The organism is Pseudomonas anatoliensis, from assembly GCF_017976235.1.
Taxonomy (GTDB): Bacteria; Pseudomonadota; Gammaproteobacteria; order Pseudomonadales; family Pseudomonadaceae; genus Aquipseudomonas; species Aquipseudomonas anatoliensis.
Genome location: NZ_JACVHC010000013.1, coordinates 1 through 16,746, shown reverse-complemented (window position 1 = coordinate 16,746; position 16,746 = coordinate 1). Strand labels below are relative to the sequence as shown.

Annotated in this window: 14 protein-coding genes and 1 pseudogene; 8 read left to right on the top strand and 7 right to left on the bottom strand. The window is 55.7% G+C overall.

What is annotated here, in order from left to right:
• Window positions 1-30 precede the first annotated feature (30 nt).
• Genes ICA16_RS27930 through ICA16_RS27900 form a run of 7 tightly spaced genes read left to right on the top strand, consistent with a single transcriptional unit; the run spans window position 31 to window position 8,690 of the window.
• Window positions 31-900 carry a VirB8 family type IV secretion system protein gene (locus ICA16_RS27930; protein WP_123514098.1) on the top strand — a complete coding sequence of 290 codons (870 nt, stop codon included), beginning with the start codon at window positions 31-33 and terminating at the stop codon, window positions 898-900.
• 2 nt (window positions 901-902) lie between these two features.
• On the top strand, window positions 903-1,718 hold the full coding sequence (locus ICA16_RS27925; RefSeq protein ID WP_210702135.1) for a TrbG/VirB9 family P-type conjugative transfer protein: 816 nt from the start codon (window positions 903-905) through the stop codon (window positions 1,716-1,718).
• Window positions 1,719-1,720: 2 nt separating this feature from the next.
• Entirely contained in the window at window positions 1,721-2,911 is a 1,191-nt protein-coding gene (locus tag ICA16_RS27920) for a TrbI/VirB10 family protein (RefSeq protein ID WP_210702134.1), read from the top strand.
• 5 nt (window positions 2,912-2,916) lie between these two features.
• Window positions 2,917-3,969: a P-type DNA transfer ATPase VirB11 gene (gene virB11, locus ICA16_RS27915; RefSeq protein WP_210702133.1), complete on the top strand. Its 1,053-nt coding sequence runs from the start codon at window positions 2,917-2,919 to the stop codon at window positions 3,967-3,969.
• A gap of 11 nt (window positions 3,970-3,980) precedes the next feature.
• On the top strand, window positions 3,981-5,888 hold the full coding sequence (locus ICA16_RS27910) for a type IV secretory system conjugative DNA transfer family protein (protein ID WP_210702132.1): 1,908 nt from the start codon (window positions 3,981-3,983) through the stop codon (window positions 5,886-5,888).
• 19 nt (window positions 5,889-5,907) lie between these two features.
• Complete coding sequence (locus ICA16_RS27905) at window positions 5,908-8,064, top strand: LPD7 domain-containing protein (RefSeq protein ID WP_210702131.1); 2,157 nt, start codon at window positions 5,908-5,910, stop codon at window positions 8,062-8,064.
• Complete coding sequence (locus ICA16_RS27900) at window positions 8,061-8,690, top strand: lytic transglycosylase domain-containing protein (protein WP_210702130.1); 630 nt, start codon at window positions 8,061-8,063, stop codon at window positions 8,688-8,690. Before ICA16_RS27905 ends, ICA16_RS27900 begins: the two co-directional genes overlap by 4 nt.
• Window positions 8,691-8,796: 106 nt before the next feature.
• On the opposite strand, the gene ICA16_RS27895 is transcribed toward ICA16_RS27900, so the two are convergent.
• The 3 genes and pseudogenes from ICA16_RS27895 to intI1 all read right to left on the bottom strand — a co-directional run.
• Window positions 8,797-9,234, bottom strand: coding sequence for a hypothetical protein (locus tag ICA16_RS27895; RefSeq protein ID WP_210702129.1), 438 nt, complete (start codon window positions 9,232-9,234; stop codon window positions 8,797-8,799).
• Window positions 9,235-9,482: 248 nt separating this feature from the next.
• The gene (locus ICA16_RS27890) at window positions 9,483-10,160 is read right to left on the bottom strand and encodes an integron integrase (protein WP_210702152.1); all 678 of its coding nucleotides are present in this window, start codon (window positions 10,158-10,160) and stop codon (window positions 9,483-9,485) included.
• 300 nt (window positions 10,161-10,460) lie between these two features.
• Window positions 10,461-10,820, bottom strand: a pseudogene (gene intI1 / locus ICA16_RS27885) (class 1 integron integrase IntI1); the annotation flags it as partial.
• 160 nt (window positions 10,821-10,980) lie between these two features.
• Between intI1 and ICA16_RS27880 the strand changes: the two are divergent.
• The gene (locus ICA16_RS27880; protein WP_082412261.1) at window positions 10,981-11,532 is read left to right on the top strand and encodes a chlorite dismutase family protein; all 552 of its coding nucleotides are present in this window, start codon (window positions 10,981-10,983) and stop codon (window positions 11,530-11,532) included.
• A gap of 166 nt (window positions 11,533-11,698) precedes the next feature.
• On the opposite strand, the gene ICA16_RS27875 is transcribed toward ICA16_RS27880, so the two are convergent.
• The 4 genes from ICA16_RS27875 to ICA16_RS27860 form a co-directional block, all read right to left on the bottom strand.
• On the bottom strand, window positions 11,699-12,322 hold the full coding sequence (locus ICA16_RS27875) for a recombinase family protein (protein WP_003155741.1): 624 nt from the start codon (window positions 12,320-12,322) through the stop codon (window positions 11,699-11,701).
• 61 nt (window positions 12,323-12,383) lie between these two features.
• A complete protein-coding gene (locus ICA16_RS27870) occupies window positions 12,384-13,595 on the bottom strand; it encodes a TniQ family protein (protein ID WP_087920919.1) in 1,212 nt (403 codons plus the stop codon).
• Window positions 13,592-14,500 carry a TniB family NTP-binding protein gene (locus ICA16_RS27865; protein ID WP_087920920.1) on the bottom strand — a complete coding sequence of 303 codons (909 nt, stop codon included), beginning with the start codon at window positions 14,498-14,500 and terminating at the stop codon, window positions 13,592-13,594. Before ICA16_RS27865 ends, ICA16_RS27870 begins: the two co-directional genes overlap by 4 nt.
• 2 nt (window positions 14,501-14,502) lie before the next feature.
• Entirely contained in the window at window positions 14,503-16,182 is a 1,680-nt protein-coding gene (locus ICA16_RS27860; protein ID WP_169921708.1) for a Mu transposase C-terminal domain-containing protein, read from the bottom strand.
• Window positions 16,183-16,746 lie beyond the last annotated feature (564 nt).

Genomic DNA, 16,746 nt, shown 5'->3' with positions numbered 1-16,746 from the left:
TTAACGACGTTCACTTAGGAGAGGGCTGATATGGATGCCAAACAGAAAGACGCCGATAAGGAAAACGCCGAGGTTCAACGTTTTCTCAGTGGCATCAAGAAATTCGTAGATGACCACGAAGACATTCAACAGATCCTCCAGGCGTCTCACTCTTGGGCAGACACCGAGATTGAAAAGCTGGAGAAGATGAAAACCTGGGCGTTCCGGATTGCAGGCGGGGCCGTTGTATTTGCATTTGGTGCGCTGTGGGTTGCGCACCAGGCAATTGAAACCTCGATGGTGCCGCCGCCGCCGCCGCAAGTGCTGGTAATGGACAAGGCGAACAATTCGATTCACCCGCTTATGTCACTGGAAGAGGTAAAGATTAAATACGAAGACGCTTTACTGCGTCGTGCCCTTAATACCTTCGCTATTTGTCGGGAACGCTATATCAAGGATATGGCCGAAGCTGATTACTTCTGCGCGGCTTCCTTTATGTCACCACAGCTGCAATCGCAGTGGACTAAGTTTTGGGATACGGATAATCCGGATGGCCCACTTGCACGCTACGGCAATACAGCCACGGTAAAACCAGAGATTGAGAGTATTGCGCCACGTCCTAACTTGCAGGGCATTGTCGATACAGCGCAAATCTATTTTTCGCGGACAATAACGAAAAATGGTGTTCCGGCGACTACTTATTGGGTGGCTGACATTGCATTCAAAATGGTGAATCTGCCGAAGGAAGAAGGCCAGCGCCGAATCAACGATATCGGTCTGCAAATTACTGAGTACAACACTAACCAAGTTCTCGGCTCGTCTTCTCAAGCCAGGCCAAGGGCTTCCGCACCGGCACCCGCCGTGGTGAGTCCTACCGGGTTAAGCGCTCCGGCTTACTCGCCTAACCAGGGGAGAGAGTGACTATGAGAATGACGCCCGTCGCTTTAGCCGTCCTGCTTGGTTGCGCTGTTAGCTACCAGGCGACCGCTGCACAAGTCCCGACACCCGCGCATCAAGATCCCCGTGTGCGCTTCGTTGATTTCGATCCTTACAACATCGTCACTGTGAAAGCGAAAATTGGCCGTGACACATTGGTCATGTTTTCTAAGGGTGAAAAGATCCTTGATATGGGCGGCGGTTATACCGACGCCTGGGGAGTGGGCACACTGACCGCGCAAAATGGTTTTTTCATCAAGCCAGCCCGTGGCAGTCCTAATACAAACATTCATATCGTAACCAACAAGCGCGTTTACAACCTCGATATGATTCTGGTCAAAACTGAAAATGTGACCAGTTACGAGTTCATTCAGTATCGCTATCCAGAGGATGAGTTGAACGAGAAGCGCACCAAAGCTCAATATGAGCTTGCGAAAAAATACCTTGCGTATGGCGACGGTGCGAATATGAACACTAATTACACCGTTGAGGGTTCAAGCAGTATCGAACCTAGCAAGGTGGAAGATAACGGCCAGGCTACATATGTGAGTTTCCCTCCGCGTGGTGAAATACCTCAAGTCTACTTTGAAAATGAAGAAGGCAAAGAGACGTTGGCCCCTTTCAATATCAAAGACAACGTAATGGTAATTCATGCGGTAAAGCCTAAGTTTATTTTCCGTAGGGGTGAGCTTGTGACCTGCGTATTTAATGAGGCATACGACCCGAAAGGTGGAGTAAGACCTACAACCAAAACAGGATCACCGCGTGTTGAACGGGTAATTAAGCAGGAGGTGGAACAATGAGAATGCCATGGAACCGTAATAAGGATGAGGATTTCGAGGAAGAAGAACTTCCGGAAGAACAACCCATCAAGGGCGACCGAAAAATTGCCTCAGTCAATAAAGGTTTGGGCGTACAAGCCCGCATGACTAACTTCATCATTGGTGCATTAGTCATCATTGCTGTGGGCTACTTCCTGTTTGACTATTACGCGCAACTTTACAAAGAGCGCGCCGAACGTCAGAGCACCCCTGTGGATACGTCACAAACCGCACAGACGACCGTCCCGCCGCTGAAGCTTGGCAAGTTCGATGAGCAACAACAGCCGCAAGCTGGCACCCCACCGCCACAACCGAACATCCAGCAAGGCAAGGGCGGTAATGGTCAACCCGCTGAAACACCGGCACAGATCGAGCGCAGAGAGCGCCTGGGATCGAGCGTTAAGTTCAAGCTCGATACGGGCACTACTACGGCAGCAGCGGGCCAGACCGGCACCCCTGGCACTCCTGGCGCGCCAGGCAACGCCGGAAGTGGTTCGGGCAGTGGTAACACCGCTGGCCAAGATCGATTGTCTCAATCGCTCCAGGGCGCTCAACTTGATCCCATCGAGGCATACAAGCTGGGTGATCCGAGCTTGATGGTGTACCAAGGCGAATCGATTCCCTGCACCGTTCAGCAAGCTATTGATTCGTCCCTGGTGGGCCAGGTTACGTGCATCCAGAGTGTTGACCTGTGGTCTGCGGATCACAGCGCCATTGTGGCCGAGGCGGGCACCATCTACACAGGCCAGCAGCTTATGGGCCTGGCCCGTGGCAATCGCCGGTTGCCGATTGTGTGGACTCGCGGTCGCACTCCTATGCCTAACAACATCGCGTTTAACCTGAATTCTGCCGGTACTGATGAGCTGGGCCGCACCGGTATAACTGGTGAGATTGATAACCACCTGGCCGAACGCTGGGGGCCTATCGTCGCACTGAGCCTGATCGACGACGTAGGGGCTTACCTGTCGGCAACTGGCCAAAGCAACAACAGTGACAACACTAATATCAGTTTCGGTAACACCACAAACGGTGGCCAGGAACTGGCTACTGAAATTTTCAAAGAGTCGGCAAACATTCCGTCTACTTTGACCCGCAACCAGGGCGCTAACATTTACATCTACCTGGCCCGCGATATTGATTTCAGCAAGGTCTACAGCCTTGAGTACAAGGAATGATGGTTATGGAAGACTTCAACCAGAATGACGAACTGCATACCGTTGAACTTCACTTGCAGGTTCTTAACGAATACCTGAACGGTGAATTCAACGAACTGTGTATTAACGAACCTGGCACGTTGTGGACTTATACGCATGGGCACTGGAACGAGATTCCTATGCCCGTACTTGATTACACGTGGTGTGAGGAACTTAGCAGGCTGGTAGCTAACTATTCCAGTCAGGCACCTGAGCCAATTATGAGCGCTGAGCTACCAGGAGGCGAACGGATTGAAATTAATCTACCTCCGGTGACTGCGGGGCCTTCGATCACAATCCGGCTTCCCCGTAAAGGGGAGGCTTTTACGCTTGAGGAAATTATTGAATTTGGGACGTTCAAAAAATCCGAGTGGATACAAACACGCGGTGTCTCAAAGGAAGACCGCCAAGAACTTCGCAATGAGGTGCCGACTCGGGATATCGAACTGTTAGAACTCTTTGCGGCTAAAAATGTAATGGGATTTTTCAGCAAGGCAGTTTTATACAAGAAAAATATCTTTTTCTCTGGTGAGACAGGTTCAGGCAAAACGGCGCTAATGAATGCTTTGTCGCACAAGATCCCACTTGATGAACGAATTATTACTGTTGAAGATACTCGGGAGTCTCGTCTACCCCACCGCAACCAGGTGAATTTGATCTTCACCAGGAACGCCAAGGCTGACGAGAAACTACGGGTTAAAGGCGTTCTGGCTTCCACACTGCGGCAATTCCCTAGCCGTGTGCTTCTTGCTGAGATACGCGGTGATGAGGCTTATTTCTTCTTCCAGAACGTTGTGAACAGCGGTCACCCTGGAACAATGGCGAGCTTCCACGCGAACAGCGCAAAGATGGCTTTTCGTCGAATGGCAAACATGATTCAGGCAAGTCCCGAAGGCGGTCAACTCTCACAGGATCTTATTATCAAAGATCTTTATATGTTGATTGATATTGTCGTTCAGTGCGACAGGGACGAAAACGGGAAGCCTTACGTTAGGGAAATATATTTCGATCCGGAATATGCCCTTAAAATTGCTGGATAGGGGGGCTGCATATGCTGCTTAACGAAATGGATAGCTTTAACGCAAAAGTTAAAGTGTTTACGGCGATGGGCATTTTTGCCGTAGTGCTTGGTTTGTACCTAGCGGGTTATTGGTTCCTATGGAAAATCGGGGAGCCAGTAACTGGCGCAACGCCTAAAACGATCATTGATTATTGGACTTACTACGGTAATCAGCCACTAGTAAGAAAATGGTTGATTATCTGTACCGCTGCCGGTTTCCTCCCCCCACTAATTTTAGTGGGGATATGCGTTATGCCTCTAAGTCGTAAGCTTCATGGTGACGCACGTTTCGCAACTACTGCCGAGATTAAACGGAACAAACTCCTGGGCGACAAGGGGTTCATCATCGGTAAATGGAAAGGCAAGTTTCTAATGTTGGCTGGCCAGCTTGGCGCGCTATGCTCTGCGCCGCCTCGGTCTGGTAAGGGTGTCGGTGTCGTTCAACCGAACATGCTTAGCTGGCCTGATAGCGTCGTTCTGCTGGATGTGCGTAAGGAGTCCTACCGGATTACCTCGGGGTTCCGCGCAACCTTTACAGACGTTCACCTGTTCAACCCAGTCGATCCAGAGCTACGCACTATGCAATGGAATCCATTGGATTACGTGTCTGATGATCCTATGTTGCGAGTGAACGACTTACAGAAGATCGGCAACATGCTTTCGCCTGACCCTGCGGACGGCGATCCTTTCTGGCCCGCATCGTGCCGGACGTTGTTCCTTGGGATTGCCCTGTATGTATTTGAAACGCCAGGCACCCCGCGCACTTTTGGTGAAATCGTTCGGCAAATTATGTTTGGCGAAGGTGAGTCCGTTGGTGAACACTGGAAAAACTTAATCGAACAACGCGACACTTCGCCAAATCCTCTTAGTAGCGCCTGTAAGGCTGCTCTATACGACTTCATATTTACCAGTGGTAACACACAGTCTTCAATCCGTAAGACGTTCACAGCTAAGCTAGAACTGTGGCTTAACCCCCTTATTGACGCAGCCACAAGTTCAAGCTCTGTAGATCTGCGAAATTTGCGTAAGCAGAAAATCTCTATTTACCTGGGCATTGCGCCTTCTGACCTTGATTATTTGTCGCTCATAATCAATCTGTTCGCGCAACAGATCCTTGATTTGAACATGCAGGAAATGCCGGAGGATAATCCAGAGCTGAAATACCAGCTTGCATGGATCATGGACGAATTCACAGCACCAGGTCGTATGCCTATCGTTGCCAAATCAATTGGCTACCTCGGCGGCTACAACATTCGCCCTTTCATCATTGTTCAGTCAATTTCTCAACTCGTGGCGGCCTACGGTGAGCAAGTTGCTCGCACCATTATTGAATGTCTTGCTGCCGAGATTGTGTTTGCACCTAAGAGCAAGGAACACGCTAGAACCGTTTCTGAAATGCTGGGCAACACTACCGTTAAAAATAAATCCCACTCGCGGCCTAAATTCGACGTTAAGGGAGGATCTACCAGTACCTCAGAAGCTCCGCGCGCGTTGTTGCTGCCCCAAGAGGTTCGCCAAATCGGGAAAAAGCGCCAAATTATTTTTGTCGAAAACATGAACGCTATCCTTTGCGATAAAGTTTTCTATTACAAAGAACGTGTATTCAAGAAGCGTCTACTTCCACCTGTTGTACAAGCGCAGATTACGTACACGCCGCCTGCTGCTAAAGTGGCTAAACCTAAATCCAAGGTCAAAGACGAAGTAGTTGAAGTTGACGGGCAGTTAATGAAGTTCGTTGATCGGGAAATTGAAGCAAAAGACATTGAAACAATAGATAAACTGTCGTTGACAGATTATAATATTGACTTCGAAAATATTGTCGTCCCTCTGGACGACCCAATATCTGATGAGGAAATGAAAGAAGTATTTGGCTCATTTATTAATTCAATCGCTGATTGACGCAGAAGGAATATAACCGATGGCTACTAAAGCTAATAAAGAAGGTCTGCACGAAGCGCTTCGCGGCAATAATGTTGATACCGCGTTAGCGATACTCGACGCGAAAAAAACGATGAGTCCAAATATGAGAGAGCCGGTCGAAAACGGCGTTCCTCTTCTTCAAGCTGCTGTTCGTGGCCAACTTTCCACGGGTGAGAAATTCAACGGCCAAATGTTGTTGGAAGGTTTGATTCTTCGCGGTGCAGATGTGAACTTGCGCCTGCCCTCGGGCAAGACTGTTATGCACGATCCGGCTCTTACTGCCCGTGCTGCTCGGACTCTTATCGAGGCCGGTGCAGATCTTGAATCCAAGGTATCTAAAACCGACTTGGACGCTGGGCAGGTGAAAGGCGAAACGCCGTTGCTTTCGTCCATCAAGGCCAAAAATCCGGACGTGGCCAAGGTGCTGATCGAAGCCGGAGCAAACGTTAATGCACGTGACCAGGATCGAGTAACGCCGCTTCATGCTGCGGCTTTTGCAAAGGATGGCCGTACAGCCAATCTCTTGATCGAGGCCGGTGCAGATATCAACGCTCGCACTGCTGACAAAGATAACCCTCTGTCCGCTGTTGAAGCTCTCAAGCAAAACGGTATTCCGCTGATGGCCAAGGTTCCTGCCGCAAGCCAGGCCCGCGAGAACTCGGTTGAGAGTGGTCAGGATCGCGGAGCCGAGGTTGACCCCGAGGTGGCCGCAATTGTCGCCCAGCAACGCGAGAACCTGCGCAAAGCGGCGCGCAATCCCAAGATCGATACGGAGGCTGATAAGGCGGCTCCAGCTAGCCCTAGTCTTGATGGCCAGGCCCGGGATTTTGCTAAACAGCGCCGTGCAGATCTGGACGCCCAGCGGGCAGGCCAACCCGAACCAGTCTTAGCGTCTGCCGACAACGAAGCCCGCGAGTTTGCCGCTCGGCAACGTCAGCGCGTGCGTATGGAACGTGAATCCCTGGGATTGAATCAGCGAGTGCCAGAAAGTGGCCCTGTGGGATCGCCAGAGAGCCGCGCTGAGGAAAAATCCGGCCCATCGGTAAGGCTCGATCAGAAAACCGCTGATACGCGCTCTGACGCCGTTCCTAGTCATGTGAAGGAACGGTTTCTCCAAGTAGATAACAAATTCTATTTCCCGGACAAAACTCACGCGTTCGACGACAAGGGACAAAAACTTTCAACGAAGAGCGAAAACCAGCAAGTAATCGCGTCCCTGGTGGACATCGCAAAGGCTCGCGGCTGGGAAAAAGTTACGGTACGCGGTACAGAAGATTTCCGCCGTGCGGCCTGGCTTGAAGCGTCCATGAATGGTCTTGAAGTCAGTGGCTACAAGCCAACCGCGATTGAGAAAGCGCACTTGGCCAAACTGGTCAAAGAGCCTGTGAAAGAAAACAGCATCGAGGCCAGCACCGAGCGGGTTAAAACCACTGGCCAGCGTGAGGCCGTTTCTCCTGCAGGTGATCGTCAAGCGCAACAGCCTGCACAGCCAGCAAATGACGCGCCAAAGGCTGAGCGTCCGGCAGATCTGAACCGTGCCAAAGATTTCAGCCTTCGTGAAGGTGTTGTCACCGGCAAGCTGATCGAGCATGGCGAAGCCAAATATCAGTTCGATGAGAAGAAAGACAAAAGCTATTTCGTGCGTGTCCAGACCGACGCGGGAGAACGCACAATTTGGGGCAAAGACTTGGGCCGCGCCATGCGTGATAGCAAGGTCAAAGAAGGCGAAACCGTTGCTCTGGAAAAGGTCGCCAGTAAGGACGTTGTAGCCAAAGAAAAAGTGTTCGACGAAAAAGGCAACGTCACCGGCACGCGTGAAGTTGACGCCATACGCAACACCTGGAAAGTCGGGTCTGTTGACAAGGCTCAGGCGTTTGTCTACGGCGAGCGCTCCGAGGTCGTTAACAAGCATCCTGAATTGGCTCCGGCTTACGGCACCGTAGCGGCTGCCCACAAGTTTGCGGAAAAACAGTGGCCCAACAGCAAGGAAGAACAAGAGCGCTTTGTAGCGGTTGCACAAATCGCCATGGCAGAGCGCATCGCTCATGGTGACCCGGTGCCTTCTCCAAAGATCCGCGAAGCCCAGCTCGTAAAGGAAAAGTCGAAGGATCAGCCGGAGCCGTCTAAAACCCCTGAAAAGGAGGCCGCTCGTTGAGAAGGGGCCTCGCTTCCTGCCTTCTGCTTTGCGCCGCGCTGACGATCCCTGTGATCGCCAGCGCCGGTGCGCAGACCGAAGAACTGATATCGGACTCTGTTCGCGCCGGATTGAGCCAGGCCGTGAGCGACCAGGTAGCACCGGAAGGATCTTTTCTTTCCGTAGCAGCTAAAGATGCCTGGTTGAATGGGCAATCCAAGCGCTTAGCCGATTGGATGCCTAACCAGGGCGAGCGTGACAAGTTCTTGATGACGGTTCATTACGAGTCGGTACGTGCTGGCCTCGACCCCGAAATGGTTCTTGGACTGCTGTATGTTGAGAGCCGATTTCGCAAGTATTCGCTATCTGTAGCCGGGGCCAGAGGGTACATGCAGGTTATGCCGTTCTGGCTCAAGGTCGTAGATCGACCTGGTGACAATCTCTTTCACCTCCGGACGAACTTGAGATATGGCTGCTCGATCCTTCGCCACTACCTGGACACAGAAAATGGTGACCTTTTCATGGCTTTGGGCCGATACAACGGAAGCCGCGGCCAAAGCGAATATCCCAACCTGGTACTCAAGGCCTGGAAGAAATTCCAGCTACCTCCAGCCGGTTCAACCACTCAACTTGCGTCTACACAGTGAGACGCAGAAAGGCAAAAGCCCCGATAGTCGGGGCTTTTTTTTGGTTCAATTTCGGCGGCTTATACCGCCATCTCGCGACTAAGTAGCAAGGCGTTGTGGAACGACACTAACGCACGTTGGTACGGCCCGTATAGCGCACTGCATCTGTCACCAGTTGCATCACCATCGGAATCTTCGCGTAGACCGATTTACCCTTGAATCTGGTTGCGGTTATGTCGTACAGCTTATCGTTGGCCTGTACCTGGATAACGAACTGATACGTCCGAATATCGTCACCGATGGCAATAGCAGGCTTAGGGATGACCTGTTCGACCGTATCCAGCCGAATCCATAATTCATCGTCGCTACGCTCTACCGGCAAGCGCCCCGGTATGTTTGGTGTCACCTTCAACCAAAGCGGGTTTTCTGTGGGAAAGGTGACGATACGATCACCAGGCCCCAGCAGGTCGTACAAGCTGTTCAACAGCGATTGTTTTTCATCCTCCGACACATCAGTAAGGGTATCGAGTGCAGCCCCCTCTAGGGTGTCGTACAAGCCAACCATTAGCGCTTCGTACAGGTCTGCGTCGTTAACGGGGTGCTTCCATTCCTGTCGTTTTCAGAAGACGGCTGCACTGAACGTCAGAAGCCGACTGCACTATAGCAGCGGAGGGGTTGGATCCATCAGGCAACGACGGGCTGCTGCCGGCCATCAGCGGACGCAGGGAGGACTTTCCGCAACCGGCCGTTCGATGCGGCACCGATGGCCTTCGCGCAGGGGTAGTGAATCCGCCAGGATTGACTTGCGCTGCCCTACCTCTCACTAGTGAGGGGCGGCAGCGCATCAAGCGGTGAGCGCACTCCGGCACCGCCAACTTTCAGCACATGCGTGTAAATCATCGTCGTAGAGACGTCGGAATGGCCGAGCAGATCCTGCACGGTTCGAATGTCGTAACCGCTGCGGAGCAAGGCCGTCGCGAACGAGTGGCGGAGGGTGTGCGGTGTGGCGGGCTTCGTGATGCCTGCTTGTTCTACGGCACGTTTGAAGGCGCGCTGAAAGGTCTGGTCATACATGTGATGGCGACGCACGACACCGCTCCGTGGATCGGTCGAATGCGTGTGCTGCGCAAAAACCCAGAACCACGGCCAGGAATGCCCGGCGCGCGGATACTTCCGCTCAAGGGCGTCGGGAAGCGCAACGCCGCTGCGGCCCTCGGCCTGGTCCTTCAGCCACCATGCCCGTGCACGCGACAGCTGCTCGCGCAGGCTGGGTGCCAAGCTCTCGGGTAACATCAAGGCCCGATCCTTGGAGCCCTTGCCCTCCCGCACGATGATCGTGCCGTGATCGAAATCCAGATCCTTGACCCGCAGTTGCAAACCCTCACTGATCCGCATGCCCGTTCCATACAGAAGCTGGGCGAACAAACGATGCTCGCCTTCCAGAAAACCGAGGATGCGAACCACTTCTGCGGGATGCGAATGAAGTGTCATCCGTACTAATAAAGTTTCATCCCAATAAAGCGGCTTCTGGTGGCGTTCAAACCGTGCGATCCGGTAGGGAATTAGCAAGATCACAATAGAAATCAATGGCTTATGCTTGCGGCCTGTGTGCAGCAAAATGCAGGAAAGGATGAAACTATATTTGCATGGCTCCGTGGTTTTCAGACCGTTTGAAGGCCGCTGCGAGGCATTAGGATGAAACTTTAGATGCAGGCCGGGCAGGGTGCTTCCCAGCCAGTCCAGCAAAATCGTTCGCGTTAGGGTGAAACTTTATTTGCATCCAACAACTTCATCCGGGGTCAGCACCACCGGCAAGCGCCGCGACGGCCGAGGTCTTCCGATCTCCTGAAGCCAGGGCAGATCCGTGCACAGCACCTTGCCGTAGAAGAACAGCAAGGCCGCCAATGCCTGACGATGCGTGGAGACCGAAACCTTGCGCTCGTTCGCCAGCCAGGACAGAAATGCCTCGACTTCGCTGCTGCCCAAGGTTGCCGGGTGACGCACACCGTGGAAACGGATGAAGGCACGAACCCAGTGGACATAAGCCTGTTCGGTTCGTAAGCTATAATGCAAGTAGCGTATGCGCTCACGCAACTGGTCCAGAACCTTGACCGAACGCAGCGGTGGTAACGGCGCAGTGGCGGTTTTCATGGCTTGTTATGACTGTTTTTTTGTACAGTCTATGCCTCGGGCATCCAAGCAGCAAGCGCGTTACGCCGTGGGTCGATGTTTGATGTTATGGAGCAGCAACGATGTTACGCAGCAGGGCAGTCGCCCTAAAACAAAGTTAGACATTTAGGGCACCCATCACATGAACAATCATTATTCATTCATTGGCGGTTCCGAAGGTTCATGGCGAGTCACAAGCTGTGAAACCGTCATTGGCATGCCTCTTGAAATGGTGCAAAGGGTCAATGTCGTTAATATGCCCTCAATCAATTTGGTCGAACGTGGCACCTGGACACTTCAAGGCTTTACAAGCAATGTACGGTACGCTGAACGGCAGGAGATCAATCAACTTCGTGCAAAGCAGGAAGACTTAAATCGTCCTACGTCATCATGTGCAGCGCTCATTCCAATAAAGAAAAGTCCAGAGTGGTGGGCCATGTCGCAAGAGGAACGGCGCAATATTTTTGAAGCACAGTCACACCACACAGAGATTGGGCTGGCTTATCTTCCAGAAATCGCAAGACAACTGCATCATTCTCGTGATCTCGGTGAACCGTTCGATTTCTTAACTTGGTTCGAGTTCGCCCCGGAGCATACTGCCTTATTTAACAAACTATTGGCACAGTTACGTTCATCAAAGGAGTGGGAGTACGTCGAACGCGAAATAGATATCCGACTTGTGAAAAATTTCTAACAATTGGTTCAAATCGCTCGCTGTGCTCGCCGGGACGGGCTAAAGCCCGCCCCTTAACCAAACGTTGAACGACAGCTTTCCCAAAAGCTCTACGGCTGCTCTGGGTCGACACCGGTAATCGGATCGTTGCCGCACTGAACAGCGCCCCGTTCCAGGTCGCCTCCATTTATGCGGCTGAACCGAGGGAGAGCAGCTTTACGCCGTCTGGCCGCAGTTCGCCCTTGGGCGACACGTGCCGGTAGAGCGTCTGCCGGGTAATCCCGAGTTCTTCGCAGAGATCGCCCACCTTGGTTTCCGGTTGCCCCATGCTGGCCATCGCCAGGCGTAGCTTGGCGGCGGTCATCTTGAAGGGGCGCCCCCCTTTCCTGCCGCGAGCGCGCGCCGAGATAAGTCCAGCGACTGTTCGCTCGGAAATCAACTCACGCTCGAACTCGGCCAGCGCGGCAAAAATACCGAACACAAGCTTGCCGGCGGCAGTCGTCGTGTCGACCGCCGCACCGTGACCGGTCAGGACCTTCAGGCCCACGCTACGCGCAGTTAGGTCGTGCACGGTGTTGATCAGGTGGCGCAGATCACGGCCAAGCCGATCGAGCTTCCACACGATCAGCGTGTCCCCTTCACGAAGCGCCTTCAGGCAAGCAGCCAACCCTGGGCGATCATCGCGCCTGCCCGAGGCCAGATCCTCGTAAAGGTGCGCAAGGCTCACACCAGCGGCGATGAGCGCATCGCGTTGCAAATTGGTGGACTGGGATCCGTCCGCCTTCGATACCCGCATGTAGCCGATCAGCACCTTTTCACCCGTCACGTATACGTTCGATTATGTGACAGTGTGAGCCAGAACGTGCCGGGCGTCAAAATTTGTCACTTAACCCGTCATTTTGACTAAGACATGCAAAGGGTATGTGAGGCTCGTAATGTGACAGAAAATCCAGTGGAATCCCCTCGTTGGCGAAGGTGAGCCGCAGACGTTCCAGCGATTCGGAATCGTGTCGCCCATAGGACGCCAGCGCGAACAGTGAGCGGGCCGTCTCCGGGTTGTGCCGTGCCTCGATGATGGCCTCACTGATGGCCTGGGCCGCCCGTTGCCAATGGTTGACGGGTTCGGGTTTCGGTTTCTTCTCTGGCAGGCCATTGGTGAAGCCCGTCTGCGGCTCGGCCAGGAACAGCGCGGCGTGTTCCCCGCGCGGGAGCAGCGCCCTCGACTCGATCAGCGCGATGGCCGTGGCCGCCGCTTCCTGCATCTGCATCTGCACGGCCGGGGCCAGCACCTCGAAGGGCCGCCACAGACTCTGCCCGGCGCGCAGCGGATGGCCGCAATGCTCCCAAACCTGACGGATGCTGCCCGCACTGCCGCCACAGTGCGACAGCGGGGTGTTCAGTTCATCGAGCAGGGTGCGTAGCAGCCGGAACCACAGACCGGCATGGATGCGCCGATGCGGCAGTTCCACAAAGCCAGTCGTCAGGGCCTGCCAGGTGCGCCGGTCCATGCTGGCAATCGCCTCATTGGCGGGACGCGGGGCCGCCTCGGCGTTGTCCCACTGGAGATACCGTCCGGGCATGCCCCAATAGGATGCCAGCCAGCAGCCATGTTGCAGGCAACTCAGCATGAGCGGGAGCTGCCAGACGAGCAGCACGGCCTGGTTGGCCGGATCGTTCAGGCACTGCGGGCAGGCCCGGCGCATCGGCTGGCTCGGCAGCCAGGCACGCCAGCGCGTGATAGACCGCGCCTTGCGCTTGGGTAGCAGCACCGAGCATTGGAACGCATAGGTTTCCAGGGCAGCAGGCAGCGAATCGTCAAGACTGTCCAGCAGCCATGGCACCCAGCCTGCCAGGCTCATCAAGCGCAAGCGCTCCAGTTCAACCCCGCTGCGCTGGGCAATCATCGTCAACAAGGACAAGGGTGGCTCGGTATCCAGGTCATCGAGCTGGTCATGGCCGAGATCGTGTGCCAGCAGCTCATGCACGTCCATCCGGTAGCAGGCAGCGACCCGGTTCAGCCAGGAGGACAGGGCTTCGCCTTCCCTGGGGGCCGGATGCAACGGCCAGCGGGGCGCGGGCTTCACATCAGTTCCCGCTCGAATTGTCGTCGCCGTTCGCTGGGGCCGGTGTAGTCGGCCATGTTGAGCGTGCGGTGGTTGATCGCTTCTTCGCCGCTCTCCACGGCGGCAATGGCCGCCGCCATCAGCAGATGCGCCAGTTCACCGATGGTGCCCTCGCTACGGGTGAGCAGGTAGCGGGCCATGTCCAGCGTGGCAATCGGCGAGGGCCGCCGCAGCGGGAGCGACGCCGCGAAACTGGCCAGCAGCGAGCAGCAGTCCTCATTGGCTTCCCACAGCGGCAGCAGCATCGGCTCGAAGCGGTTTTCCAGTTGGTCGTCTGAGCGGATGGCGAGATACGCTTCGCGCGTGCCGACGCCGACCAGCGGGATGCGCAGCTCGTTGCCGAGAAAGCGCAGCAGGTTGAGAAATTCCCGCCGGTTGACGCTGTTGCCGGCCAGCACGTTGTGCAGCTCGTCGATCACCAGCATGCACACGCCAACCTTGCGCAGCAGGGCCAGCGCCAATTGCTCCATCTCCGGCAGCCGGGGACGTGGGCGCAGTGGGGCGCCCATCGCGGCGAGCAGGGCGACGTAGAAGCGGATCACCGAGGGTTCGGACGGCATCTGCACCACCAACACTGGAATGTGCTCCTGGTCGGCATCGGCGCTGGCCGGGTGCGAACGCCGGAACTTCTCGACGATCATCGACTTGCCGTTATTGGTGGGGCCGATCAGCAACAAATTGGGCATGCGTTGCTTGTTCGGCCAGGCAAACAGGGTTTCCAGCCGGTTCAGCGCCTCAACCGCACGCGGGTAGCCGATCCAGCGGTCAGCGCGGATGCGCTGGATACGCTCGTCCGCTGGCAGCCGGGCCAGCCCCTGTGCCGCTGGCAGCAGGTGGGACAGGTCAACAATGGGGTATTCGTCCACGGCTACCACTCCTCGATCTGGTCGAACGGTTTGGCCGGTGGCAGGTTGGCCGCCTGCGAGTCCGCCATGCCCGTATCCGGCGGTGTAGGCTTGACGGGCGGAACCGACTGCTTGAGGTGCTGGCGTCGATCCGCATCACGCCGCGCCTTGCGCGTGGCCTTCTGCGCGGTGGTCACGATCTCGCGCATCTGGCCGATCATGCGAAACAGCGCCGACTCATCCACCTGCTCGCGTCCGAGCTGACGCAGCTTCGCCAGCGCCTGGCGCTGCTCCCAGAGGGTGACAGCCGGGTGAGACAAGGTGCGGTACGGGACTTCCAGGTAGTGCTGCCCCTCCGGCTCCAGCACCCAGATACGGCTGATGTCGCGCGGGTCGCGCCGGATCAGGAAGGTCGGCAGGCGGTCACGCCGGGCGATCCACGGCTTGAGGGCATCGGCGTAGTAATGGATGTGGTCAACGACAAAGCCGGTGCGAGTCAGCGTGCGGCGCATGACCGGCAGAAAATCGACCAGAAACGCGGCAGGCCGTGTGACCACGGGCGGAACACCGACCCGCGCCACTGCTTCGGCCCAGCGCGTGGCCGGTGGCTGGAGCAGGCCGTTGTGCACTGAGGCGTGATAGGTGCCCACGGCCAGCGTCAGCCAGCGCTCCAGCTCGCGCAGGGTCAGGGCGGCCATCTTGTCAGCGTCGTACTCGCCGCGCTGACCGGGATTGGAAAAGGTCGTGCCCGGCAGCTCATCGTGGATCATCTGCATGGCGGTGCCGATGATCCTTTCCACGATGCCGCCGTAGTGCGGCTGGCCGGGCGGCCGGTAGTCCAGGCGGATGCCATGCTGCTCGCAGCCCCGGCGCAGCGCCTCGCTCTTGAACTCGGCCGCGTTGTCCAGGTAAAGCAGTCTGGGCTTGCCGCTCATCGGCCAGTTCATCTCGACATCCAGCCCTTCCAGCCAGGGACGCTTGTCGCAGGCGACATGCGCCAGGCACAGGCCGACCGAGACGGCGGACGGCGCTTCGAGCGTGACCACCATACCGAGCACGCAGCGGGTGAAAACGTCAATGGCCAGCGTGAGGTACGGGCGGCCAATCGGCTGCCGGTCGTGTGCATCCACCACGATCAGGTCGATGACCGTGTGGTCGATCTGCACCTGCTCCAGCGGTTCGGAGACGGCCGGCGGGATGCCGCCCACGCCTTGCAGCTCGTGGGAGGCATCCTGACCTTCCCGGCGGCGCACCGTTTTGAGTGGATCGAGGCTGTCGATACGCAAGGCCACGGTGTTGCGCGTCGGCACCCGTAGCTTCTGTGCCTTGCAGGCTTGCGCGACATCCCGATGGAACGCCGCGAGGCTGCGCCTCTGCTTGGTCAGGAAACGCTTTTGCAGCAGCTCACGGATGATGCGCTCGACCGGCTCCGGCAAGCGGCCCTTGCCTTTACCACCGCTTGACTGCCCAGGAGCGAAGTCAGTGACCAGCCCCGCGCCTTGCCGGGCGCGGCGGATCAAGGCATAGACCTGCCGCCGGGACAGGCCCAGCGCCTGGGCTGCCGCATCGGCCGCCACATGCCCGACCATCTCCGCCTGTGCCAACGGCCCGATGATCTCGGCGCGACGGCGCGCACGCTCCCATGCCTGATCTGGCAGGGTCGCCACGCCTTGCTCGGGAATCCGTGCGGTATTGGTCGCCATGCTCACCTCGCTTTGGTGCACACGAGTATTGAGCATAGACGAGTTTCGTGCAGAGGAGTCCTGACATTGGGTTGTCAGGAGCCGACTGCACAACAGCCTTCAAACCGCGTTGTCTGGTGCAGTCGCCTTCTGAAAATGACAATTCCTTTTCAATGTTGGCTTTAACCAAAGATTTCAGTTCCATGAGCTTACTATTTGGTCCGATTTTCATCGTTCGTCCTTACGTGGGTAACACAAGATGTGGTGTCGATCGCCGCTGCCGGCGACACAAGATGTAGTGTTTTGGTTATTCGGCAAACAAGGGGAAACGCTGGGTATTGCCTTGTCCATGGTCGAACACCAGGTCACGGCCAACTCTGCGTATCGCAGACCCTTTCAGTACCTTCGTTGGTACGCCGCGAATGGAGTAATAGCCTTGGTCCGTTTCAACCAACGTGAGGGGCCGAGTTTCATGCACTGCCCTTCGTTTTGCATGCCGCACCTGTCGCATAAGTAGTCGCAAGTAATTTACTATGCGCGACAGACTTATGCGACAGCTGCCCAGGCAGCAAATCCAGCGGCGGA